A 499-nucleotide genomic window follows, 5' to 3' on the forward strand; every position below is an offset into this window, starting at 1 on the left:
CCGAAGGTACTCGTTGAGCTATCTCCACGTCAGCGTGAGTGCCTTACATGGGTCGCACAAGGAAAGACATCGCCGGATATCGCCCTGATTCTCGGAGTATCCCGTCATACAGTCGAATACCATATCGCTGAAGCGATGAAGGTCCTGAACGTAAATAGCAGAATAGCAGCTGCCGTCATTGCCGCCCATTACGGCCTGCTTGATTACCCCCTAATTTCGGACAAAAAATTTCCCGAAGAATGAGCAGGCATGCTACCGGTATGATTTAACCATGCCCACAGATCTCTCAAATCCCATATATTGAATAATTCTGGACCAGCTGGAGAGCTTCAATCTTGCACTGATAATACGCGGCCAATATTCATTTTTTCCTTCCTCCCTACCTAACTAGTTCCAGCTGTTGTTTCGACTTGATACGGTAGCGCCCATCACTAAACGATGGGGAACACAAATGCCACTCATTATCGCCGGCAGATTGATCGACTTGCCACTTGAGCTT

The 499-nt window shown here is 47.9% G+C and carries 1 protein-coding gene; it reads left to right on the forward strand.

The window, feature by feature from the left end:
- A partial coding sequence (locus DIE22_RS37870; protein ID WP_148093220.1) for a helix-turn-helix transcriptional regulator occupies positions 1 to 243 on the forward strand: 243 nt, incomplete at its 5' end.
- Between the last annotated feature and the right edge of the window lie 256 nt (positions 244 to 499).

It is taken from the genome of Burkholderia sp. Bp9142, from assembly GCF_003853415.1.
Taxonomy (GTDB): Bacteria; Pseudomonadota; Gammaproteobacteria; order Burkholderiales; family Burkholderiaceae; genus Burkholderia.